26 protein-coding genes and 1 other annotated feature are annotated in these 21,180 nt (G+C 42.6%); all 26 genes read right to left on the bottom strand.

The window, feature by feature from the left end:
• Nucleotides 1-10 precede the first annotated feature (10 nt).
• On the bottom strand, nt 11-466 hold the full coding sequence (locus CSV64_RS04510) for an ACT domain-containing protein (RefSeq protein WP_029053700.1): 456 nt from the start codon (nt 464-466) through the stop codon (nt 11-13).
• Nucleotides 467-493: 27 nt separating this feature from the next.
• A complete protein-coding gene (gene obgE / locus CSV64_RS04505; RefSeq protein ID WP_099632993.1) occupies nt 494-1,789 on the bottom strand; it encodes a GTPase ObgE in 1,296 nt (431 codons plus the stop codon).
• A 6-nt stretch (nt 1,790-1,795) separates the two neighbouring features.
• Nucleotides 1,796-2,326: a Spo0B domain-containing protein gene (locus tag CSV64_RS04500; RefSeq protein WP_099632992.1), complete on the bottom strand. Its 531-nt coding sequence runs from the start codon at nt 2,324-2,326 to the stop codon at nt 1,796-1,798.
• 329 nt (nt 2,327-2,655) lie between these two features.
• Nucleotides 2,656-2,949 (bottom strand): 50S ribosomal protein L27, encoded by a 294-nt coding sequence (gene rpmA, locus CSV64_RS04495; protein WP_083031825.1) that lies wholly within the window; start codon nt 2,947-2,949, stop codon nt 2,656-2,658.
• A gap of 12 nt (nt 2,950-2,961) precedes the next feature.
• Entirely contained in the window at nt 2,962-3,288 is a 327-nt protein-coding gene (locus CSV64_RS04490) for a ribosomal-processing cysteine protease Prp (protein ID WP_085131021.1), read from the bottom strand.
• A 6-nt stretch (nt 3,289-3,294) separates the two neighbouring features.
• Complete coding sequence (gene rplU, locus CSV64_RS04485) at nt 3,295-3,603, bottom strand: 50S ribosomal protein L21 (protein ID WP_085131022.1); 309 nt, start codon at nt 3,601-3,603, stop codon at nt 3,295-3,297.
• A 13-nt stretch (nt 3,604-3,616) separates the two neighbouring features.
• Nucleotides 3,617-3,693, bottom strand: a sequence feature (ribosomal protein L21 leader region).
• A gap of 70 nt (nt 3,694-3,763) precedes the next feature.
• The gene (locus tag CSV64_RS04480; protein WP_099632991.1) at nt 3,764-4,381 is read right to left on the bottom strand and encodes a metalloprotease; all 618 of its coding nucleotides are present in this window, start codon (nt 4,379-4,381) and stop codon (nt 3,764-3,766) included.
• On the bottom strand, nt 4,378-4,920 hold the full coding sequence (locus CSV64_RS04475) for a peptidoglycan DD-metalloendopeptidase family protein (RefSeq protein WP_099632990.1): 543 nt from the start codon (nt 4,918-4,920) through the stop codon (nt 4,378-4,380). The genes CSV64_RS04480 and CSV64_RS04475 overlap by 4 nt, the downstream gene beginning before the upstream one ends.
• Before the next feature lie 100 nt (nt 4,921-5,020).
• Entirely contained in the window at nt 5,021-5,821 is an 801-nt protein-coding gene (gene minD, locus CSV64_RS04470) for a septum site-determining protein MinD (RefSeq protein ID WP_099632989.1), read from the bottom strand.
• Between the two features lies 1 nt (nt 5,822).
• Nucleotides 5,823-6,494: a septum site-determining protein MinC gene (minC, locus tag CSV64_RS04465; protein ID WP_099632988.1), complete on the bottom strand. Its 672-nt coding sequence runs from the start codon at nt 6,492-6,494 to the stop codon at nt 5,823-5,825.
• A 19-nt stretch (nt 6,495-6,513) separates the two neighbouring features.
• Nucleotides 6,514-7,035: a rod shape-determining protein MreD gene (mreD, locus tag CSV64_RS04460; protein WP_099632987.1), complete on the bottom strand. Its 522-nt coding sequence runs from the start codon at nt 7,033-7,035 to the stop codon at nt 6,514-6,516.
• Nucleotides 7,032-7,925: a rod shape-determining protein MreC gene (gene mreC, locus CSV64_RS04455; protein ID WP_099632986.1), complete on the bottom strand. Its 894-nt coding sequence runs from the start codon at nt 7,923-7,925 to the stop codon at nt 7,032-7,034. The genes mreD and mreC overlap by 4 nt, the downstream gene beginning before the upstream one ends.
• 24 nt (nt 7,926-7,949) lie before the next feature.
• Nucleotides 7,950-8,963: a rod shape-determining protein gene (locus tag CSV64_RS04450; protein ID WP_099632985.1), complete on the bottom strand. Its 1,014-nt coding sequence runs from the start codon at nt 8,961-8,963 to the stop codon at nt 7,950-7,952.
• A gap of 169 nt (nt 8,964-9,132) precedes the next feature.
• Nucleotides 9,133-9,831 carry a RadC family protein gene (gene radC / locus CSV64_RS04445; RefSeq protein ID WP_029053688.1) on the bottom strand — a complete coding sequence of 233 codons (699 nt, stop codon included), beginning with the start codon at nt 9,829-9,831 and terminating at the stop codon, nt 9,133-9,135.
• Nucleotides 9,831-10,430 carry a Maf family protein gene (locus CSV64_RS04440; protein WP_158232980.1) on the bottom strand — a complete coding sequence of 200 codons (600 nt, stop codon included), beginning with the start codon at nt 10,428-10,430 and terminating at the stop codon, nt 9,831-9,833. Before CSV64_RS04440 ends, radC begins: the two co-directional genes overlap by 1 nt.
• Nucleotides 10,431-10,514: 84 nt before the next feature.
• A complete protein-coding gene (locus CSV64_RS04435) occupies nt 10,515-11,141 on the bottom strand; it encodes a hypothetical protein (protein WP_099632983.1) in 627 nt (208 codons plus the stop codon).
• Nucleotides 11,142-11,232: 91 nt separating this feature from the next.
• Nucleotides 11,233-11,988 carry a prepilin peptidase gene (locus tag CSV64_RS04430; protein WP_099632982.1) on the bottom strand — a complete coding sequence of 252 codons (756 nt, stop codon included), beginning with the start codon at nt 11,986-11,988 and terminating at the stop codon, nt 11,233-11,235.
• Between the two features lie 11 nt (nt 11,989-11,999).
• Entirely contained in the window at nt 12,000-12,686 is a 687-nt protein-coding gene (locus CSV64_RS04425; protein ID WP_099632981.1) for a pilus assembly protein PilO, read from the bottom strand.
• On the bottom strand, nt 12,679-13,386 hold the full coding sequence (locus CSV64_RS04420) for a PilN domain-containing protein (protein WP_099632980.1): 708 nt from the start codon (nt 13,384-13,386) through the stop codon (nt 12,679-12,681). The genes CSV64_RS04425 and CSV64_RS04420 overlap by 8 nt, the downstream gene beginning before the upstream one ends.
• 7 nt (nt 13,387-13,393) lie before the next feature.
• Nucleotides 13,394-14,386, bottom strand: coding sequence for a type IV pilus biogenesis protein PilM (gene pilM, locus CSV64_RS04415; RefSeq protein ID WP_099632979.1), 993 nt, complete (start codon nt 14,384-14,386; stop codon nt 13,394-13,396).
• A gap of 142 nt (nt 14,387-14,528) precedes the next feature.
• Nucleotides 14,529-14,972, bottom strand: a complete 444-nt coding sequence (locus CSV64_RS04410) for a pilus assembly FimT family protein (protein WP_099632978.1) — start codon at nt 14,970-14,972, stop codon at nt 14,529-14,531.
• A 185-nt stretch (nt 14,973-15,157) separates the two neighbouring features.
• Nucleotides 15,158-15,610, bottom strand: a complete 453-nt coding sequence (locus CSV64_RS04405) for a type II secretion system protein (protein ID WP_099632977.1) — start codon at nt 15,608-15,610, stop codon at nt 15,158-15,160.
• 118 nt (nt 15,611-15,728) lie between these two features.
• Complete coding sequence (locus CSV64_RS04400; protein WP_099632976.1) at nt 15,729-16,940, bottom strand: type II secretion system F family protein; 1,212 nt, start codon at nt 16,938-16,940, stop codon at nt 15,729-15,731.
• A 2-nt stretch (nt 16,941-16,942) separates the two neighbouring features.
• Complete coding sequence (locus CSV64_RS04395; protein WP_099632975.1) at nt 16,943-17,980, bottom strand: type IV pilus twitching motility protein PilT; 1,038 nt, start codon at nt 17,978-17,980, stop codon at nt 16,943-16,945.
• 11 nt (nt 17,981-17,991) lie between these two features.
• Nucleotides 17,992-19,659 carry a GspE/PulE family protein gene (locus CSV64_RS04390; protein ID WP_099632974.1) on the bottom strand — a complete coding sequence of 556 codons (1,668 nt, stop codon included), beginning with the start codon at nt 19,657-19,659 and terminating at the stop codon, nt 17,992-17,994.
• A gap of 15 nt (nt 19,660-19,674) precedes the next feature.
• Nucleotides 19,675-21,177, bottom strand: coding sequence for a VanW family protein (locus CSV64_RS04385; RefSeq protein ID WP_099632973.1), 1,503 nt, complete (start codon nt 21,175-21,177; stop codon nt 19,675-19,677).
• Nucleotides 21,178-21,180 lie beyond the last annotated feature (3 nt).

The following is a 21,180-nucleotide window of genomic DNA, read 5'->3' as shown; positions in this document are numbered from 1 at the left end:
ATTTAAGAGGTCAGAAAACCCCTGAACTAATTAAGTCAACGGAATCAATAAATCGAGGTGCTTTAAGTCGCTGTAAAAATGCTTCTACTTTAATTTCCATTTCCGTCACATCTAGCGATAACGTAATATTAGCGCGGCCCTGGACAGGAATCGTCTGGTGGATCGTCAATACATTACATTTCGCCTCTGAGACGACTTCCAAAAGCACAGCTAAGGAACCTTTTAAATCTTCCAGTTGAATAAAAATCGTCAAGATCCGGTCCCGTGCGATCGATTCGAACGGGAACACGGCATCACGATATTTATAGAAGGCACTGCGTGACAGACCGACCCGTTTGGTTGCTTCTTGGATCGTCGTCACTTCGCCCCTTGCCATCATTCGTTTAGCTTCCAACATTTTCTGCATCGACTCAGTCAATACATCTTCACGCACTAAATAAAACTGACCTTCCCCGATTTGTTCCATTTTGCTCCCCCCAAAACGAGCCATTCCTTATTCCAAGAACTCGAATTCGTAGCTCATGATACGAACGATATCGCCGTTTTTCGCACCGCGTTCACGCAATGCTTCGTCGATTCCCATACCACGCATTTGACGTGAGAACTTGCGGACTGATTGATCGAAGTTGAAATCGGTCATTTGGAACAAACGCTCCAACGTATAACCCGACAACATAAACGCTCCATCATCGTCGCGTGAAATAACGAAATCAGGTCCAGTTGATTCGTGTTTATACAATACGGAGTTGCTCGCATCTTCTTCATCTGCATCAGTCAACATCGGGAATTCCGGTGTAGTTTCAAGCAGATCTAAAATCGCGTACAGCAATGGATCCAAACCAGTTCTCGTCAATGCTGAAATCGGGAACACTTGAATCTCTTCATCACCAAGCGCCTCTTTAAATATCTCCAGATTGTCTTGTGCATCCGGCATATCCATTTTATTCGCCACAATGATCTGTGGACGTTCAGTCAATCGCATATTGTACTGCTCAAGTTCTTTATTGATCGTCTGATAGTCGTCGAACGGCTCACGGCCTTCAAGTCCTGACATGTCGATGACGTGCACGATAACACGCGTACGTTCGATGTGACGCAGGAACTGATGTCCTAGTCCGATTCCTTCATGCGCACCTTCAATCAATCCAGGTAAATCTGCCATAACAAATGTACGGTGATCATCCGTTTCGATCATTCCAAGGTTCGGTACTAGTGTAGTAAAGTGATAATCCGCAATTTTCGGCTTCGCTGAAGAAACGACTGAAAGCAACGTTGATTTCCCAACACTCGGGAATCCAACAAGACCGACGTCTGCGAGAACTTTCAATTCAAGCACGATATCCTTACTAACACCTGGCTCTCCTTTTTCAGAAAGCTCTGGTGCCGTGTTCTGTGGCGTAACGAAACGGCTGTTACCGCGTCCTCCACGCCCACCACGCGCGATAACTGCTTGTTGGCCATGTTCAACCAAATCCGCGATAATCGTATCGGTTTCCGCATCTTTGACGACTGTGCCAGGCGGAACTTTAACGACCATATGCTTACCGCTACGACCGTGCATATTTTTACTTTGACCATGTTCTCCACGATCTGCTTTAAAATGACGCTGATAACGGAAATCCATTAACGTACGCAATCCTTCATCCACGATAAAGATGACGTCTGCGCCTTTCCCACCATCACCACCGGATGGTCCACCATTGGCTATATATTTTTCACGACGGAACGAAACCATACCATCGCCACCGTCGCCACCTTTTACAAATACTTTAACGTGATCCACAAACATAATTTATTATCCTCCTAATTGTCCACTGATGGTAAACGTCCATTGATTCGGTTCACCGAGGACTTCGACCGTAAGCTGAGATGAGTATTCTGGGATGTCTAGTTGCTTCGCGTACAGCTCAGTAAATGTCAATTGCATACTCCAAGAAGCAGTTTCTGTCGTGACTTCAATCGTCACGGGACAATCTGCATAGCGCTGGATTTTGGCTTCCACAGCCAGCACGACTTGTTCCAAGTATTCGACCAACGCTCGATCAATTTCACTTGAATTAATTTTTTCTGTAATATCACAATACAGTTGCACCTTCAGAACTGGATATCGCCACCCAAGTGTCGTAATCCATTCCTCAGTAAGAGGCATATCCAATCTCTGCAGCAATGCCTCTCGCTGCATGTCCCCCGTTTTCTCGAGAATGCAGTTACGTGCTTCTGAATATTTCCCCATATCAATATTCATGAGGATTAATTGCAGATCATTCATGTGATCGTGTCGACTAAATCTCACTGCCTGCGACACATTTAGCTCATTCTTCCCCATTTTTTCACCACCAGCTGTTTTCGTACTTCTTAGTATAGCATTTTCACGCGCAAATCACTAAAATAATCTTCATCGAGTGACAATTTACGTGAAATATATGGCCAATCAGAAATTTATATAGTCAAGCGCTCATTATTTCCCGGCAAGCGCTCAATAATTCTTGTATCCGCTCATAGAAACGTACAAGTGATCATACACACTCGCTATTCGCTCAATCAATCAACCTAAGCGCTCATACTTCCCTAATATCCGCTCATACCACGACAATCTTGACATAAGAAAAAGGACTGCAACAAGTGCAGTCCTTTTCACATCGTCACGCTATCCAATTAAGCTTCTTGCGTTGCTGCTGGGTAGACACTGACTTTCTTTTTGTCGCGGCCAAGACGTTCGAAACGAACGACGCCATCGATTTTTGCGAATAGAGTATCATCTCCACCGCGTCCAACGTTTTCACCTGGGTGAATTTTAGTTCCACGCTGGCGATAAAGGATTGATCCACCGGAAACGATTTGTCCATCTGCGCGCTTAGCACCAAGACGTTTCGAATGTGAATCACGACCGTTCTTAGTAGAACCTACACCTTTTTTCGATGCGAAAAACTGAAGATCTAAACGTAACATAGCTGCCACCTCCTACTTTTCAAAGGATAATTTTATATAATCTGCATAGTCTAATTCAATCGTTTGTAAAGAAATAATCATTGCTTGCAGGAGTAGCTGAACTTGCGCATCTTGTTCCGTTACCGGAAACGCCACACGTAAGTAACCACCGTCCGCACCTTGATCAACATCAGGCTCAATCGAAGTCAATTGCATAATAGCATTCACCGCTCCAAATGATACGGCAGAAGCACCAGCACAAACTAGATCTTGTCCGTGTTCTGCAAAGTTTGCATGACCATCCATCTCAAAAACTGAGATGCGCCCAGAAGGCTCTTTTATAATTCTGACATGTATCATGCCGGATTATAGATTGATTCCGTCAATAACGATTTTCGTGTATGGCTGACGGTGTCCTTGTTTTTTGCGATAGTTTTTCTTCGCCTTATATTTGAAAACAACAATTTTCTTTGCGCGGCCTTGCTTGACAACCTTACCTGTTACAGTTGCGCCTTCTACGAATGGAGCACCGACTTTAACGTCATCTCCGCCCACCATTAGCACCTTGTCAAAAGTCACCACTTCATCAGCTTCACCAGCAATCTTCTCAATGAAGATCTCTTGGCCTGCTTCAACTTTGATTTGTTTTCCACCAGTTTCAATAATTGCGTACATACTTGCACCTCCTCTAATTATACAGACTCGCCTTGACAGGTGATTCAACCTACGAATACTTGAACCTGTTTAGTGCGGTTGTAGCACGGGTGCTACAATCAATAACAGTAAAATATTATCACATAGAAAAGAGCAGGTCAAGCATTATTCCTATAATCTTTTAAAAGAAGGAAGTTTCTTTTTTTGTGAGCTGTTCAAATACCCGCTCGTACCTTCTAAATCGATAGGAAATAATGTTTTGCACTGCTAGAAATGATGTAATAATGACAAGAGGTAAACTGTCCGGTAAGTACACAATTAAATATGCACAAAGCGATGCTGACACGATGATAGAGTACAATAAGAAGTTCGAGCGCGTAGTGTATTTCGTTGCCTCCGTCTCCAGCAAAACAGACACCACTTGTCCACCGTCAAGTGGTAGAATCGGTAATAAATTCACACTTAATAAGATCAGTTGAATTTTTATAAACTGCGCATCACCCGGGAATGTCAAACACATGCCAAGCACTAACAAAACGGCTGTCGCGACAGGTCCACCGAGCGCCACGATCAGCCGTTGCTGTTTACTTGCCAGCTGCCGATTAACAAATTGCAATTCCCCTCCATACGGTAAGATAGTACAACTTCTAATTTTCATTCCGACGTGTCGCGCGGCCAATACGTGTCCTAGTTCATGAAAAAGTAATGAGAATAAGAGCATCGCGTACAATGACACACCACCGACAATCATGAAAAATAAAAAGATCGGTAACAATACCGGATGAATACGATACTTCATTGCTGACCGCCTGACATATACGTTGCCAGCACAGTAGGCTCCAGCGGTATCCCATTGCGTTTCACGCGGATATACACTGCTTCCTCGTCCATCATCGCAATCTCATCCCCAAGCCTTACAGCCGTATACGGAAGCGTCGAGAACGAGCCTACAAATCCATACGTTACCTCATCACCGTTATCATACTGAACAGTCACTGTCTTTCCTGACTGCCTTGTATAGCCTGTAAAGACGACTAGCCCGCTTCCTTGTGAAGTAATCGACATCGGTTGAGTATACGAGATAATAGCGCCGTCCTGATAGGGCTGGAACGATTCGTACGTCTCAAATGGATTAAATACGGAATCCCCGGACACCGTGATGACTTCATCATCTGCCATCCAGGAAGAAACCCACTTCTTCATCACCACAAAATCTTTCCCTGTCGTCACATATTGCGTAATGGGTATATTGACTAGCTGGCGTTCTTCCAGTTTGGATAAACCTACAACAGACACCATCAGCACAATTGCGATGATCCATTTTGTTTTCCACTTCATCACGTCCCCTCCCTTACCTGCAGTGTATGAAAAGACGGAGAATTAAATGACGAATGAAAAAAACTCAGTACCATAACAGGCACTGAGTTTTACGATTGTATTATTTGCCGAACATGTTCTTGATTTTGCCGAAGAATCCAGCTTTGCTTTTCTCCATCGTCATCAATGGCACAGACTCACCTAAGATTCGTCGTGCAATATTACGATAACCAATGGCAGCAGGGTTTGTCGGGTCCATCACGACAGGTTCCCCTTTATTTGAAGCAGAGATAACGTTTTGATCATCCATTACGATACCTAATAAATCAATCGACAAATGCGTCGTGATTTCATTGACATCTAATGTTTCGCCACTTTCCATCATACCGCTTCTAATGCGGTTGATGATTAATTTCGGTGGCTCTAATCCTTCTTCCGCTTCAAGCAGTCCGATAATACGGTCTGCGTCACGCACAGCGGAAATTTCTGGAGTCGTCACGACAATTGCGCGATCCGCACCAGAAATTGCGTTTTTAAATCCTTGCTCGATTCCTGCTGGGCAGTCAATCAAAACATAATCATAATCTTGTTTTAATTCTAAAACGAGTTTCTTCATCTGTTCCGGATTCACGGCACTCTTATCAGTCGTCTGTGCTGCTGGCAGCAAGAACAATCGATCCTCGAAACGCTTATCTTTCACAAGGGCCTGATGTACTTTACAACGCTCTTCCACCACATCGACCAAATCATAAATGATCCGGTTTTCCAAGCCTAGAATTACGTCCAAGTTACGCAGACCGATATCTGTATCGATTAAACACACTTTTTTCCCTTGTAACGCAAGAGCGGTGCCTAGATTGGCTGACGTTGTCGTTTTACCAACGCCACCTTTACCAGAAGTAATAACAATTGCTTCTCCCAAATTATATACCTCCCTTAAATGTAGCAAGGTCCGGACGTAAATATCGGAGCTCCTGAAGACGGTCTATCGCAATCTGCCCATTCTTTTGAAGATACGCACATTCCATTTCAGGTTGCTCAGAAAGAACCGTCAATTCGTCGGTCATGATCTCGATCTTATCCGCAATTTTCAGATGCGTCGCTTCCAACCAAGATGCAGCAATGACTGCATCTTTATTGCCTTGTGCTCCCGCATGTGCGATGCCTTTGACACGACCTAGTACATAAATACTACCGCCTGCGATGACTTGCGCACTCTGATTGACATCACCGATAATGACCAAATCGCCATCAGCCTTTACGACCTGACCCGATCGAACGATTCCTATATAGGTTTCGGACTGCTTCTCGATCAACTTTCTCTCACACTCTTTTAACGAAATGACGTCACTATGTACCTTCGAAACTCGTAAATGAGGGGAAGTATGAATGACCGATTGAATCTTGTTCATGTCTTTCTCGTCACAATAACGATGCCCCAGATGCAACTGTACTTCAGACACACCTTCAAGTACGCTGCTCTGCACTTTTTCTTTCAACTCACTTAGTAAATCGGAAAATGCGCAATGGTCATCCAATCGTAAAACTAAGCCGTCTTTTGTTCCTTTTATCGTTATCAACTGTGATTTCGTCACCTACATCACCTCACAATACTTAAAAACCTGCTTGTTTTTGAAAAAATCTTTTCTCTGTAATCTGTTTGAACATATAGCCGAACATCACGATAAATAGTGCATTCGCAATCATCGTCGGAACGAGTCGATTCGTGAAAAATTCGCCAAAATCAATAGACGTTAACGCAATCACACTAGCAAAAAAGTACGACAACAATTCCAGTAACACAATCATTACTACTGATAATACCATAACCGTCACGATATGACGCTCAATTTGTCGAATTACAAGCGCGGCAACATAACAAATCAGCGGATACATGAATGTGTATAATCCAATAATATCAATATGATACATATCATACAACAGTCCAAGGACAAATCCGTAAATAATCGCTCGCTTACTATTATAATACGTCGCAATGAAAATTAAATAGACAATGAGGAACCTAGGAACGGTAATATATAAATTATCGTTTATGTCAATCGGTGAAAACAGACTGAATATAGGTTCCAGGAAAAATAACAGGACAGCTATTAAAGGAATGATGAATCGAATCATGACTCATCGTCCCCTTTAGCATCTGCAGAGTTGCCTCCATCGGTCCCATCGACAACCGTCATCGTACGCTTCGCAATCATCACATGATCAAGTTGTGAGAAAGTAGCTGCTGGTTTTATATACGCTAGTTTCGTCAGACCGTAGTCATCCGTGGAAACTTCGGTTACCTCCCCTATTAAAATACCTTTCGGGAAGATTCCTCCTAGACCTGAAGATATGACTTGCATTCCTTTTTTCACATTGAAACTTGAATCTAGTCGCTTCATGATCAATTGACCAGAGGTTCGGTCGTATCCTTCGATCAAGCCAAACATTTCCTCTTCGCCAACTACCATCGCCGCCACACGGAAATCGCTATTTTCCGTTGAAATCAATTCGACTGTGGACGTGAATGGAGTCGACAAAATGACTTTCCCTATCAAGCCTTGCGCTGTCATGACCGCCATATTGACGTCCACTCCAGCTGTTGTTCCTTTGTCGATGATGATCTTCTCTTCCCATTGATCGGGATTACGGGAGATCACCGTGGAATGGATCGGCTCAAATGCGCGCAGATCCTCTTGCTTATCAATGATTCCCCGCAGCTTCACATTATTCGCTTTGACATCCACTAACTCCGCTTGCATGGCGGCATACGTTTCCAGACGCTCTTTTAATCGTTTGTTTTCTTCGTATGTATTAAGCATCGTATCAATATTTTCGATAAGTCCCGTCACAAAGTGGGCTGGTTTCGTAACGAGCGACTGCCCGAAACCTACGACATCCTTCACTGCTTGTTCCGGAACATTTGCATGATTTCGGTCGCGAAGTGAAAATGCAATTAATGCCACAAGGACGATTACTCCTACTAATAAAATGATTAATCGTTTATTGGAAAAAAAACGCGGCATTGCCTACATCTCCTCCAATTAATATTATGATTGAATTTTCTTAATGAGTTCTAAATTATCCAGTGCCTTACCTGTTCCGATTACTACACAGTCCAGCGTATTTTCCGCTACGAATGCAGGCATTTTCGTTTCTTCAGAAATAGCTTTATCGAGGTTACGAAGTAATGATCCGCCACCCGTTAAGACAATTCCACGCTCCATGACATCTGACGCCAATTCAGGTGGTGTCTGCTCAAGTGTCTTTCGCATACCTTCAATAATCAAATCCATCGGTTCACGCAATGCTTTCGTGATTTCTTGTGAATTAATTTCCATCGTTTTCGGCAGACCTGTTAATAAGTCGCGACCGTGGATGTCCATCTTTTCCGTTTTCTCCAAATCAAACGCCGAACCAATTTGCATTTTGATGTTTTCAGCAGTACGTTCACCGATCATCAATTTATATTCTTTACGGATATACGTTATGATTGCTGAGTCCATAGAATCTCCACCTACACGGATCGACGTACTCGTCACGATGCCGCCTAGTGAAATGATTGCCACTTCTGTCGTACCTCCACCTATATCGACGACCATACTGCCGGTTGGTTCCCATACTGGCAAATCCGCACCGATTGCAGCCGCAAAAGGTTCTTCAATCGTATACGCTTCTTTTGCACCCGCTTGACGTGCAGCATCGAGTACTGCGCGTTGCTCAACAGATGTAATACCATATGGCACACAAACCATAACAGTCGGCTTCGTCCATGAAGTTCCTGCTGATTTTAACGCTTCTTTTAAATAATGACGAATCATGGCAGTTGTTGTTTCAAAATCTGCAATAACTCCTTCTCGCATTGGGCGAATGGCCACGACTGAACTCGGTGTACGTCCAATCATCGCATGAGCTTCACTGCCTACCGCAACGATTTCACCAGTCGTCGTATTTTTCGCTACGACAGAAGGTTCTCTTAGCACAATACCTTTATCTTTAATGAAAACTAGAGTATTGGCTGTCCCCAAGTCAATTCCTACGTTTCTTGATCTGAAACCAAACAAGTCAATTCTCCCTTTCTATAAAACCTTCATCGGTGTTCTTAAAAGCATACACCACATTATAACGGAAAGGTAACTTAATTTACAGTGTCACCCGGCTAGTTTGCAAAAAACATCGAAAAAGAGACTGATTTCCCAGTCTCTCCACTTTTTCTCGACAAAATCCATGCTTTTAGATGTAGCCTTTGTCTTTTAAACTGATAAATTTCTGGTCACCGATGATGATATGATCGAGCACATCCACACCCATGATCTGACCCGCTTCCATAAGACGTTTCGTCACTTCGATATCTTCTCTTGAAGGTGTAGTATCACCACTCGGGTGATTATGCGAAATAATCATCGATGCTGCTGAACGTTTAAACGCTTCACGGAACACTTCACGTGGATGGACGATAGATGAATTCAAACTGCCAATGAAAATCGTCTGCTTATGTAACACTTCATTTTTTACATTCAAAAATAACACCACGAAATGTTCTTGGTTCAACGACGACATATCCGTCATCAAATAGTTCGCGGCATCTTCAGGTGACCGGATCTTATACCGTTCATGTGGTGCCGTCCGATACAATCGCTTGCCGAGTTCTGCTGCAGCTAATAACTGCACCGCCTTCGCTTCACCGATCCCTTTAATCTTCGTCATCTCGTCTACCGTCAGCTCTTTCAAATCTTGCAACCGGTCAATGGTCGACAAGACACGGTTAGCGAGTACGAGAACAGACTCTGAGCGGGAGCCAGTACGCAACAGGATCGCCATGAGCTCCTGATTAGATAAACTGCTTGCCCCTTCCCGTATCAAACGCTCACGGGGCCTGTCGGCGATATGCACATCGCGGATCATCATTTGCGGTGCCAGATCAAGAGGCATTATGCGCCACCGCTTTCTAAAATCAGCAACCCTTCTTGACGCATGCGGTTGACTACATCACTGATCGGTAACCCTACGATGTTTTGATAATCACCTACCATATTTTCTACAAACAACATTCCTTGCGTTTGAATGCCGTAAGCTCCTGCTTTATCTGAAGCATCTCCTGATTTTACATAGGCACGAACAAGCTCTTCGTCGAGTTGCCTAAACTTCACTTGAGACAAACCAGCAAACTGTATCGTCTTTCCGTTCGCAAGGATCGTCACACCTGTAATCACTTCATGCAACTCACCAGAGAGCTCCATCAAGAAATCAATGGCTTGCGCATCATCTTTCGGCTTCGGGAATACTCTGCCGTCTTTCACAACGATCGTATCTGCCGCAATGACGATCTCTTCTTCTGATTCAAATACCGCAAGCGCCTTTCGCTCAGATAATCGAACCGCATACTCATATGGCTCTTCCGGTGTAAATGGCATATCTTCATCTACATCACTCGGTCTCACCGTGAAATCAATTCCTGCAAGCTGTAATAGTTCTTTACGTCTCGGCGAAGAAGATGCGAGGACGATAGGTTTTAGACTGATAAATTTCATTGGAACAACCTCCTTTTTCATAGTGTACGCTATTCCACACGATTTGAAAAAAGGGCAAAATTCAATTCTTCCCCGTATATTGGATCAAAATTGAATTTTGAAGCATGGGTCTTGGTTCGAATAGTGTGCCAACAGATGCAATCTCGCGACAGAAGAATCCTTTGTAAACGCAGTGATGGCAGTCACTTTCTTCGTAAAGTCTCCGTCTTTTTTCGCAGCTTTTCCATCCTTGGACAATTCAATTTTCGATAGATCCTCTGCGAGCAATGCTTTTTTCACTTCATTGGCATCTGCAGACTTGCAAGTACCTGGTACGACTGTGATTCTCTTCTTGAACGCATCTTCACCTTCATTCAAAATAACATCGCTCTCTTTCAGCCATACGGCTCCCCAAACGTAGAACTGCCCGCCTACTGGTACGACAGCCGTACTTGCGAGACTCGGATTCTCTGCCACGAAACCAGTGGCTGCTTCCTGACTAGAAAACACGCCATGTTGCTTGACGAACATCGTATCTCCCCCTTCAACTGCCCCTCCCTTCTCCTCTGTCTTTGGCCCGGTTGTCGCCACCGTCTCTTTCGCCTTATCCTCTTTCCCTCCAGTAATCGATATCGTTAGCCCGATTACTAGCACGGCGACCAAGCCGATCGCTACTCCTTGCACTAACGCCCGAATCACAATATTCTTTGAATACGTCCTGCGGAAATTCATTCCATCACTCCACTAGTTTTCTTCCACCTTACCAAAATGAACGTAAAAAAAGACGAGACTGTTGTCGTCTCGTCCATAAACATTTACCGATTTAGTTCAACAAACCTGTATACCAACTGACAAGCTGCGCGCCGTAATAATAGGCAATGAGTGCAGCTACCGCAATCGAAGGACCAAATGGCACAGGCGTCTTACGTCCTTGCTTCGTCTTTTTCAAAAAGATCAGTCCGACAATCGCACCAATTAATGAAGCGAGAAACAGTGTCACTAACGTCTGCATCGTCCCGAGCACTAAGCCGATAACGAAGAACAACTTAATATCGCCACCGCCCATACCGCCGTTCGACACGACTGCAATCAACAGCAACAAACCGAACCCAACTGCCGCTCCAAGCAAGCTATCCCACCATGGCGTCAGCGGACTGACGAAGCGCAAGATGAAAATCGCGATACCAAACGGCACCAAAATTTTATTCGGAATCAACATAAACTTGAGATCAGATACCGTTAAAATAACCAACATCGAAGTAAACAATAACGCTACAACGAGCTCCCACTGAAATCCGAAGTGCAAGTACGCAAAAACGAACAACACACCCGTGATCAACTCCATCGCGGGATAAAGAGCACTGATTTTCTCTTTACAGCCTCGGCACTTGCCACGCAAGAACACATAAGAGAAAACTGGCACCAGATCAACCGTCGTCAAATTCCGATCACACGTCGTACAGTGAGAAGGAGGCGACACGATGGATTCCTTTAAAGGCACACGCATGCCGACGACGTTAAAGAACGAGCCGAACGTAATGCCGTAAAGGAAGAAAAATATACTGTAAAGCCATTCCATGAATTGCCTCCTTACTCCGCTTTCTCGGTACCTATCATTTTGTTAATCGTCGTTGGATCGAATTTCGACGCTGGTGGCGGCGCATCTACTTTAGGCGCCTCATTTTGCAAATTGACAAGATCCGGACGGAAGTATGCGTTAAATGAAATAACGACTCTCATTTCACCCACATCAGATTCCTCTTCCGTTTTCTCAGCAGTCGCTTCAAATTGGATTGTTTCTACATTCATGATCCGAATCATTTCTTCAATCTCGTAAATGAACGTATCCACTTGTTTATACGTATCAGCAGCGAGTGTAACTTCCATTAATACTGTTTCAAGATTTTGTACATTTTCAGGTAACAGTTCGCCATCAAATACCTCTTTAGAAAAATTGATTTCTTCTATACGACTCTCGGACTTTACTTCCGCTTTCTCTAGACGAATGAGCAATGCATCTTCTAATGGAATAACAGGCACGACTTTTTGAAGTGGCGCAGACGTTACCGTTTCATTCGGATCTTTATTCGCCAATTGTTTTTGCAATGAAAACAACACATCACGTTCTGAAGCAAACTGTGCCATTGTCTGATTCTTCGTTTCTTTCGCTGGCAAGTAAACGTTCGTCACCGTGTAGTAGACGAGTGCAATAAAGAATATGGAGGCCAATACGACCAAACCGATTTCCATCTGACGTTTAGATAGATACTTATTCAACCGTATCACCCCCTTCCGTATTCGCATCTACAGGAGGTTGCGGTTCTTCAGGTGCAAGTTGCTGTGGTTGCTCTTCAGCAGGTGGGGCTTCCTCTTGCGGCTCTTCAATCACATTTGGGTCTACATCTGCATCTGTACCTGGTAGCGCACGGTCATCCACAAACTGAATGAAATAGGTAGCGAAATATCTAGGCAAGACATTCTCGCGTTCTTCAACATCCAGTTTTTCTGTCTCAATTCCTTCGAACGTCGCATCAATAACTAGCGACGATGCTTTCATTCGAGTTAAATAGAGCGCAGGCTCCATCAAATCATCAAATTGTACTTTCAACGTTACTTCGTTTGGCGCAGTGAACATTAGCTCTTGGAAAAAACCTCGATCAGGTAATGCTTTGGAAAGATCTTCTATAAGAGGTTGTGTTTTATATTGATGCCCCTTCAGAAACTCCACCGTGGCAGCTAACTGTTCTTTTTCTTGACCAAATGCGGACAAACGCATTTGGGACGTAATCCCTTCTTGTTGTTTCTGTATTTCAAATGTAGATTGTTGTAAATTTTGAGCTTCATCATCATATTTTTGAGCGAAGAAATAAAGCACAGCCCAACTAATGAAAGCGACTAAAAGGATGGCAATCGCTATCCAAAGAAAAGTGGTCTTCTCCCGGATCTTCTCCGGCAGTAGATTTATATCGACTAACATACGCGCATTACACCTCTTCCTTCAGCGCGAGACCAATAACTCGGTGGAAATCCGCAGTAATAGCAGTTCCGTCCACACAACTAATCGGCTCTTTCACCAAGGGAAGCGCTTCGATCGCTAAACGTTCTCGTACCATCTGCAATAATTCCCCTTGTTGTGTATAGCTTCCATTCCATACTAGATGGGTAATAGCCGAATCATTCTCCGCCAAATTAAAGCGATAGAAATTCGCCAGCTTCTCGAGCTCCATGACGATCGTAAGTGGCTCAACCTGCTGTTCCAGCTCTTCGCCTGTCGACATGCTGAGTGGCAACTCAAGTTCCATCGAGCGTATGAACAATGGATAATGAGAATAGAAAATAGACACGGTCAGACTACGCCCACGCAAATCAGCAAGGAGAATATGTTCCGTCCCCTCAAAGTGATGCACATGATGTGCCAGACGATACAGAGAAAGCGGTGCAATGTCCGCCACAACCGGTTCCAACTTTACGGACTTCAGCACTTCCTCATACGTCTGCATAATACTTTCTTTCGACGCAATCAAAATCGCTTCATTCTGTGCATTATTCGCTGTATACGGAACGACATCAAATACCGGATCATCAAATGGCAAATAAATCGTCGAACCAATCTCGATAAAGAAATGGCTTTTCAGCTCTTCATCCTCCACCGTGTCTGGATATGCAACACGTCGGATAATGACATATGTATCGGGCGCCAGAAACGCCACGTCACGCTTCGCAAGATTCCAATCTTTCACAACCTCCGTCAAGACATCGCGCAGCATGTCCTCTTCAGCTATTCGGCCTTCTTGGATAACGTGTTCCGGTAGCAGCATCTCTTTTGCTGTATCTAGTACGATTGGATCCAAGGACTTTATTCGTACGTACCGAATCGCATCATCGTCTAAAGTTAACGAATAAACACGCTTCTTGCGGCTGAATGTAGGTATAGAAAGTTTGGAAAGCGGGCGTTTTAAATTAGATAAAATAGACATGAACGAACTCCTTCCAGACAAGAAACTCATGGTGTTTGGTGATTTTTTCCTAGTGAACTAGTTATGGTTAGTATAGCAAATGCGGTGGTAGAAAGGAAGATTGGTAGGGAAGGTAATGAAATATAAAATATAGAAAACGGTTCTAAGGGATCGCTGGCATATCGCCACACGCTTCCTTTCCTACTTTCGTATCCCTACCACTATTATTAATCATTTCTACTGTCGCTTTACGGAATTCCACTTGATTTTTACTTGTTTCAGCTTTGCCACAAATCCATGAAGGTTTCGCTTCGGCAATCCAGACAGTATCATTAGCCAGGTTTTCATCTTCTATAAAACCTAAACTCATCAATGTGGGAATTGATACAGATTGGATATAACCAGTTCTATCATAATGTTCTATAAAATATAAATCTGCAGCTTGAATTAATAATATGGCATTATTCTTTTCCGCTTTTATTTTTGTGTTTTCCAGAATACTACTAATAGAAGGAACTGCGATTGCTGTAATTATTCCCAAAACAACTATAACGGCGAGTAGTTCTACTAATGTAAGTCCTTTGTTTTCTGCAATATTGTTCTTCATCTAAGCACAACCTTTCTTATTACGAACACATAGTACTATGTCAATATCAAGAGCAAGTTTTAAAAAATATTTATAGTTAGTAAGTGAATTTAAAAAAGACTCTGAAGAGAAATCTCTGCAGAGTCTAATGTTTAATGAAAACTATGAATAGAAAAATATACCGACTTTATAATCCCTTACTAGTATTATTCCCCTGCATTACGGTTAACTACAACTTGATCGTTACCAACTTTAACTGGAGCATCGTTTATATTCTTATTAGTAGCAGCTTTAAATTCTACACTAACACCCTTAGCTTTAGACATTCCACTTATTGTATTTCCGTCAGCATTCTTCGTTACAACAGCTCCTGTTCCTTTCGTAAATCCACCTACATCTTCCAAAAAACCGTCAGTCTTTAAAATGTCAGTAGTTACTGTTGCAGTATCCTTACTTCCATTTTCAGTGAAGTACAACTGAGCAGCCGATAAAACATTCTGTCCATCGCCCTTTAGAGCATTCACTTTTGAATTCGTAATAATATTCCCAATAGCCGGCACTGCAATCGCAGCAATAATCCCCAAAATAACGATAACTGCTAGTAACTCGACAAGCGTCAAACCTTTTTGATTTAATTTCTTCTGCATAAACTTTTTCATATAATTTCCTCCTCTTGTTTTTTCTTACTCTATAAATCTAGTATATCAGAGGTATTAGGAAAATAACACTAGTTTTATTGAAATAAATAAAAATTATAGATAACATTTGTTATTTCTGTTACAAACTATCTATCTGTTCAAACATACTAAACATCGGCAACATGATTGCCAAAACTATAGTCCCGACTATAGCCGCGAGGAAAACAATCATTAAAGGCTCTATTAAAGCTTTTAAGCGGTCTGTTGCCGCTTCTACTTCTTTCTCATAAAAATCAGCAACCTTTCCTAACATGGAGTCTAAAGAACCAGTCTCTTCCCCTATCGCAATCATATGAGGTATTAACGGTGGAAATGCCCAGTGGTTTAACATAGGTTCTGTTAGCGATCCGCCGCGTTCCATTGATACTCTAGACTCACCAATTACTTTTGAAATAACTTCATTCCCCACGACTCTTTCTGTCATTGTTAATGCCTGTAAAATCGGCACAGAGCTAGAGAACATAGAACTTAATGTACGAGTCATCATTGCAAGTGAAGACTTTTGCGCAATGCTACCGAATATAGGTAATTTCAACAAGATGGTATCAAGAATATATTTCCCTTTTGGATTATTGCGGACTAAGATATAACCTACGGCAATCGCTGAAACAATTAGAATTAACAAGTACCAGTAGTTTTCAATCCATCCACTAGCCGCCATAACAGCGCGAGTTAGCCACGGTAATTGTCCGCCAACACTATCAAACATATCTACGAACATCGGTACGACGAACCATAAAAGAAATATGACTACTGCAATAGCTATAATACCAACGACTACTGGATATGCCATCGCGGACGTAACTTTCTGTCTCGTGCGATACGCTTTCTCAAAATGCTCGGCTAATTGATCCAACGATTCATCTACTGTTCCTGAAACTTCTCCAGCCGCTACCATATTCAAAATTAATGGTTCGAAAACTTTAGGATGTTTGCCAAAAGCTATGGATAACGGTGTTCCTGTACGTAAATCTTCTTGAACCGAAGTCAAGATCTTCCGAAACGCAGCCTGCTCAACTTGTGCGGACAAAATCCTAACCGCATCAACAATCGTAACCCCCGCCTGAAGAAGAGTAGAAAACTGTCGCAAGAACATGATCAACTGATCTCGCTTAACCGGACTACCAATTGTTATGTCTTTCGTCAAGACCGTCTCTTTCTGTTCCACAAGACTCACTACACGAATTCCTTGCCCTTTAAGTTTGATAGCTGCATCGCGTTTATTCGTCGCGGTTACAGTACCGCGACGAATTGCTTTAGCATCTCGCCCTTCATATGTAAAACGAGCCACTATTAATCATCCCCTTGCAAAAACGGCAATGCTGATTCATACGAAATGATTCTTTGTTCCATCAATGTTTTAACGGAGTGATCCATCATATGCATCCCAAGTGCACGGCTTGTTTGAATGACGTTCGGAATCTGATGAATCTTTTCGGATCGTATCAAGTTCGACACAGCAGGATTATTTATCATAATCTCCGTCGCTGCGCGTCTTCCTTGCTTATCCATCGTCTGGAATAAACGTTGGGAAACGACGGCTTTCAAAACGCCAGCCAACTGCACACGAATTTGCGCCTGCTGACCATGTGGAAATACGTCAATAATTCTATCAATCGTAGATGCGGCACTCCATGTATGTAAAGTCGCAAGGACTAAGTGGCCAGTTTCTGCAGCAGTGATCGCTGTAGAAATTGTTTCTAAGTCACGCATCTCACCTACTAATATGACATCCGGGTCTTGACGCAATGCAGCACGCAAGCCGTCCGCAAAAGACAGCGTATCAAAACCAACTTCACGCTGATCAATAATAGAAGAACCGTGCGTATGCATATACTCAATGGGATCTTCCAATGTAATAATATGCTTACGCATCGTTTCATTCATATAACGAATCATTGCCGCAAGTGTTGTGGACTTACCTGAACCTGTAGGACCTGTTACTAAGATTAATCCTTGTGCCGTGTCTGACAAACTCTTCAACGTTGCCGGCATATTCAACTCATCAATCGTCGGAATCTTTGTAGGAATCGTCCGAAATGCTAATGAAATCGCACCGCGTTGTTGGAATGCGTTGACACGAAAACGGGAAACGCCAGCGATTTCATAAGAATAGTCAATCTGTCCAGCTTCTTTAAAAGCAGGAATCATCTTTTCAGGAATTGTCTGATAGGCAATTTCTTTTGTGTCTTCTTCAGACATTACAGTTTCACCAAAACGTTTCAAGTCACCATGTACTCGAAAAACTGGCGGCACTCCTATAGTTAAGTGAATATCAGATGCTTTGATTTTAAAGGCCTCAGTTAGTAATTGATCAATTCTTTCGGTCACGGCAAACACTCCTAATCTAACAAGGCTACTCTCAATACTTCTTCAGTAGTTGTAATGCCTTGTTTCACTTTATCCAAACCATCGTCTATCAGGAATATCGTTTCACTTCTCTCAGCAATCTCTCGGAATACAGTAGGTGCTGCGCTGCTATTTATGGCATCTCGTAATTCCGCATTAATGATCAAAACTTCATGTATCGCAATACGTCCACGATATCCAGTCATGTTACATGCAGAACAACCCGTCCCGCGATGGATCGTTTCTATCGTTTTCCCACGTCTGGAAAAAATTTCTTTTTCACGTTCAGTAGCCTGCTGAGTGGTACCACAATCTCGACAAACTCGACGTATCAATCGTTGAGCCACGATCGCATTTAATGAAGCCGTCAAGAGGAATGGTTCCACACCCATGTCAAGTAATCGTGATATAGATGCTACCGAATCATTTGTATGGATAGTGCTTAAAACTAAGTGTCCAGTTAATGAAGCACGTATCGCAATTTCCACCGTCTCTTTATCACGAATTTCCCCAACCATAACCACGTCAGGATCTTGTCGCAAAATAGAACGTAACCCAGTCGCAAATGTTAATCCTACATTGGAATTCACTTGAATTTGATTAATTCCTTCCAATTGATACTCCACAGGATCTTCTATCGTAATAATATTTACTTCTTCGCTATTCAATCGATTCAAAGCTGCATATAACGTAGATGACTTACCAGAACCCGTTGGACCAGATATCAGAACGATACCATTTGGCTTCTCAATTTCTTCGAGAAAACGCTCTAGATTCGTTGGCCCAAAACCAAGCTTTGTCATGTCGTTTAACGAGCTGCTCAAGTCCAAGATACGCATAACGACTTTCTCACCAAAGACTGTCGGCAAAGTCGATAACCGCAAATCAATTGGACGGAAATCAATCATTACTTTAATACGACCATCCTGAGGCATGCGAGATTCGGTAATGTTCAAATTCCCCATAATTTTAATCCGTGCAAGTAACATGGACTGCATATGCTTTGGTAAAACTCGTTCCGTCTGCAACTTCCCGTCAATTCTAAAACGGATGATAACTTGATGTTCTTGAGGATCAATATGAATATCACTGGACTTCATAGACACCGCACTAGAAATAATTTGGTTCACTAGACGCACAACAGGAGAATCATTATCTACAATATCATCTTGTTGCTCCATCTGATTTGCAGTCATTTCTGGTTCTTCAAACAACAAGTCATCAAATAATGCATCATCATAATATCTAGTGATCGTTCGTGTAATATCATCTTTTGAGGCAATCGCAGTTTCTATATGAAACCCTGTGGAAAGTCGTAAATCTTCAATTGTATTGTAATCCATTGGGTCCGCCATCGCGACAAATAATTTATCTCCATCTTTTTTCAACGGAACAATCATTTTTTGCTGCGCTAACCCTTTAGGTACAATGTTAAACAACTTCGGATCAAAAGGATAACGGAATAAGTTAACATGAGGAATTCCAAGCTGGAACTCCAACACTTCAATTAATTGCTGCTCCGTAATATAACCGCGCTGCAACAACGCATCGCCAAGTCTCTCGTCCCTAGACTTTTCCTTCAATGTACTCATCAACTGCTCGTCCGACAGCAAACCAGACTCTATTAATAAATCACCAAGACGTTTTCTTGTAGTCGCCATCAGAATCCCCCTCTATCAATCAATCGGATTACCATTTTTATCGACCTTTATAAGATTGCCGCCTTTATCGTAATCATAGTTCACATCATCTTTTTCACCGGAACTGTTCGAGTTACTTAAACCACTTCCATTAGATGATCCGGAGCTAGATGAACCACTGCTGTTTGTTCCAGATCCTGAAGAAGATCCAGTATTGCCTGTTCCACTGCCAGTAGATGATCCTGAACCATCGCTACCCGATCCGCCATTGGATGAAGAGGAACCATTTCCGTTAGATGAATTAGCTGGAGTATCAGTCGAACCATTACCTGAATTGTTGCTATCGGTAGTGCTAGAATTACTATCCACATTACTATCAGGAACTTTCTCTACTACTTTCTCTAAACTATGACGTTCAATAATCGGTTGTGGCGCATAAAAATCAATCGACACATCTTCAATTTCTTCCAATGAACCATTCAACAAAACATTCCGTTTAACCGTAACCTCCATGCCCTTCTTACCTTTATCCATTACTTCAATCGCACCTGCATTTACAAAGGCACTATAACGAATAACTGTTTTAGGGTCATACTTAGTGATTTTTTCCACTTCAGTATCGTAACGATGTACGAATGGTAGACCTTCAATCGATAGTTCCAATTGAGAGCCTGTCCAATCCGTACGAATCGTGAAGACGGTTTGATTAGGGTTTGTGAAAAGGAAATCCAAATCTAGCTTACGATTAATCGCCGCTTCGAATCCTGGTTCAACGCCTGCTGGCAATTCAGTAGAAATGTTTCGTTCATCCATGATCCAATTCGTTTGCAAAGCTGCTTTATATAGAAGAGACGCCATAATTGTCATCTGTAAATCTGTCGCACTAGCAGACTCTTTACCTTCAAGATATTCACGGAATGAAAACGAGGAGTTCGGCTGAATCTCTAATCCATCCAAGTCGTCCATCAATAACCGGAGCCCTTTAGCCAATCCATCCACTTTATATTCAGCAGACGCAATACCTTGCTTCTGCTCATAAAGCTCTGGAATGAAATTCGCTACGTAAACTTGCTGTGGCATAATTCCGCTCCGTAGCTGAACTTCTATTTGCGCAGCAATCTTATCTACTTCGTCTTCACTAAAAGTTAGTGAATTAAAATTTTGCTTCATCACTGTGCGAAGGCCTTCTCGGGAGACACTCGCGACTAGGGAATTGTCATCTCCACTCTTAGCTTGATTTAATGTAGCGTCCGGATCAAAACTTACTACTTCTGGTGGAATATCAACTTGCAAATCTTGTACGATCAGTTGTACTGACAAGTTTTGTTCCAAGCCAGAAAAATCCACCATCAATTTCTCCTTTGCTTTCTTTTTCGAATGCCCAGATATATCAAACGGGCCTGCGTAGGTATGCTTGCTGTACTTCTTAAAATTGGAGAAGAAGCCGTCGCCTGCGTATGCTTGTTGGGCGAATACTGCGGAGATGACTAGTAGTAGAACACCTAAAGCTAGACTGATTTTGTATAATTTCGATTGCATTGA

Source organism: Sporosarcina sp. P32b (genome assembly GCF_002743335.1).
In the GTDB taxonomy this organism is placed as follows: domain Bacteria; phylum Bacillota; class Bacilli; order Bacillales_A; family Planococcaceae; genus Sporosarcina.
The sequence above is the reverse complement of the archived record's forward strand: the minus strand, read 5'-3'. Positions and strand labels throughout refer to the sequence as shown.

What these genes read in the sequence shown, in the direction of transcription:
- CSV64_RS04510 (WP_029053700.1), bottom strand. Translation starts at nt 466, where the DNA reads ATGGAACAAATCGGGGAAGGTCAGTTTTATTTAGTGCGTGAAGATGTA.
- obgE (WP_099632993.1), bottom strand. Translation starts at nt 1,789, where the DNA reads ATGTTTGTGGATCACGTTAAAGTATTTGTAAAAGGTGGCGACGGTGGC.
- CSV64_RS04500 (WP_099632992.1), bottom strand. Translation starts at nt 2,326, where the DNA reads ATGGGGAAGAATGAGCTAAATGTGTCGCAGGCAGTGAGATTTAGTCGA.
- rpmA (WP_083031825.1), bottom strand. Translation starts at nt 2,949, where the DNA reads ATGTTACGTTTAGATCTTCAGTTTTTCGCATCGAAAAAAGGTGTAGGT.
- CSV64_RS04490 (WP_085131021.1), bottom strand. Translation starts at nt 3,288, where the DNA reads ATGATACATGTCAGAATTATAAAAGAGCCTTCTGGGCGCATCTCAGTT.
- rplU (WP_085131022.1), bottom strand. Translation starts at nt 3,603, where the DNA reads ATGTACGCAATTATTGAAACTGGTGGAAAACAAATCAAAGTTGAAGCA.
- CSV64_RS04480 (WP_099632991.1), bottom strand. Translation starts at nt 4,381, where the DNA reads ATGAAGTATCGTATTCATCCGGTATTGTTACCGATCTTTTTATTTTTC.
- CSV64_RS04475 (WP_099632990.1), bottom strand. Translation starts at nt 4,920, where the DNA reads ATGAAGTGGAAAACAAAATGGATCATCGCAATTGTGCTGATGGTGTCT.
- mreD (WP_099632987.1), bottom strand. Translation starts at nt 7,035, where the DNA reads ATGATTCGATTCATCATTCCTTTAATAGCTGTCCTGTTATTTTTCCTG.
- mreC (WP_099632986.1), bottom strand. Translation starts at nt 7,925, where the DNA reads ATGCCGCGTTTTTTTTCCAATAAACGATTAATCATTTTATTAGTAGGA.
- radC (WP_029053688.1), bottom strand. Translation starts at nt 9,831, where the DNA reads ATGCCTCTTGATCTGGCACCGCAAATGATGATCCGCGATGTGCATATC.
- CSV64_RS04440 (WP_158232980.1), bottom strand. Translation starts at nt 10,430, where the DNA reads ATGAAATTTATCAGTCTAAAACCTATCGTCCTCGCATCTTCTTCGCCG.
- CSV64_RS04435 (WP_099632983.1), bottom strand. Translation starts at nt 11,141, where the DNA reads ATGAATTTCCGCAGGACGTATTCAAAGAATATTGTGATTCGGGCGTTA.
- CSV64_RS04430 (WP_099632982.1), bottom strand. Translation starts at nt 11,988, where the DNA reads ATGGAATGGCTTTACAGTATATTTTTCTTCCTTTACGGCATTACGTTC.
- CSV64_RS04420 (WP_099632980.1), bottom strand. Translation starts at nt 13,386, where the DNA reads ATGTTAGTCGATATAAATCTACTGCCGGAGAAGATCCGGGAGAAGACC.
- pilM (WP_099632979.1), bottom strand. Translation starts at nt 14,386, where the DNA reads ATGTCTATTTTATCTAATTTAAAACGCCCGCTTTCCAAACTTTCTATA.
- CSV64_RS04410 (WP_099632978.1), bottom strand. Translation starts at nt 14,972, where the DNA reads ATGAAGAACAATATTGCAGAAAACAAAGGACTTACATTAGTAGAACTA.
- CSV64_RS04405 (WP_099632977.1), bottom strand. Translation starts at nt 15,610, where the DNA reads ATGAAAAAGTTTATGCAGAAGAAATTAAATCAAAAAGGTTTGACGCTT.
- CSV64_RS04390 (WP_099632974.1), bottom strand. Translation starts at nt 19,659, where the DNA reads ATGGCGACTACAAGAAAACGTCTTGGTGATTTATTAATAGAGTCTGGT.
- CSV64_RS04385 (WP_099632973.1), bottom strand. Translation starts at nt 21,177, where the DNA reads ATGCAATCGAAATTATACAAAATCAGTCTAGCTTTAGGTGTTCTACTA.